The 858-nt window shown below is 57.7% G+C and carries 2 protein-coding genes; both read left to right on the top strand.

What is annotated here, in order from left to right; genetic code table 11:
* Positions 1-131: helix-turn-helix domain-containing protein (locus DT23_RS19265; protein WP_156024008.1), on the top strand; the 131-nt coding region annotated here is incomplete at its 5' end.
* A gap of 175 nt (positions 132-306) precedes the next feature.
* Positions 307-858: exonuclease domain-containing protein (locus tag DT23_RS19260; RefSeq protein ID WP_276202230.1), on the top strand; the 552-nt coding region annotated here is incomplete at its 3' end.

Below are 858 nucleotides of genomic sequence, written 5' to 3'. Positions count from 1 at the left end.
TACCCGTAAACGAAGCCGCCCGCCGTGTCGGCTATGACAACCCCTCTCATTTCAGCCGTGAGTTCAAGAAGCACTTCGGCGTAAGCCCAAGGGATGCCCGCAGCGCAGGCTACATGCCCATCGACATTTGAGCACATATTCAGCTGAAACGCTTCAGAGCAGCCGTTTGCGTGCGAATTACTCAGCGGCGGCTTTTGGCCGTCCTTACCGCAGCATATCCAACTGAAGGGCATGACGGCGTTTATTTGAAGGCAGCTGTCCGGTAGGAATTGGGGATTACTTGGCAGTCGAGGCCGTATTAAGCTGTTGATCAGTATTTTCGGGAAGGGTTTCCTTATGGCAGTTTTTGACTGGCTTGCAGGCAGTTCGCCAAAACAACCGAGATCACCGCGTGCCGAGGCCGATCAGCGGGAAGCGCAGGTATCTAACGATGTCGCCCCGCCCTCACGCCCCGACTTTTCGCACGCGCCCCGTGTGCCGGAAGGTGATTTTCGCTTCATCGCGCTTGATGTGGAAACCGCGTGCAGCGATGCCGCCAGCATTTGCCAGATCGGCATTGCTTGCGTGCAGCCTGACAATCAGATCCAGACCTTCTCGATGCTGGTCAATCCCGGCACCCGTTTTGACGCGTTCAATATCCAGCTTCACGGTATCGGCCCCGCACATGTCGCGGACGCTCCTCGATTTCCCGATGCTTTGGATGCGCTGCTGCCGTTGTTGACCCGCCACCAGCTCATCCAGCACAGCAATTTCGATAAGCAGGCCGTCAATGCTGCCTGCGGGTTTTGCGGCATCGAAGCGCCCGACCTGCGTTGGAGCGACAGCGTCAAGATTGCGCGTCGGGCCTGGCCCGAATTG

The organism is Thioclava indica (assembly GCF_000714545.1).
Classification (GTDB): domain Bacteria; phylum Pseudomonadota; class Alphaproteobacteria; order Rhodobacterales; family Rhodobacteraceae; genus Thioclava; species Thioclava indica.
This window is presented reverse-complemented; position numbering and strand designations above follow the sequence as displayed.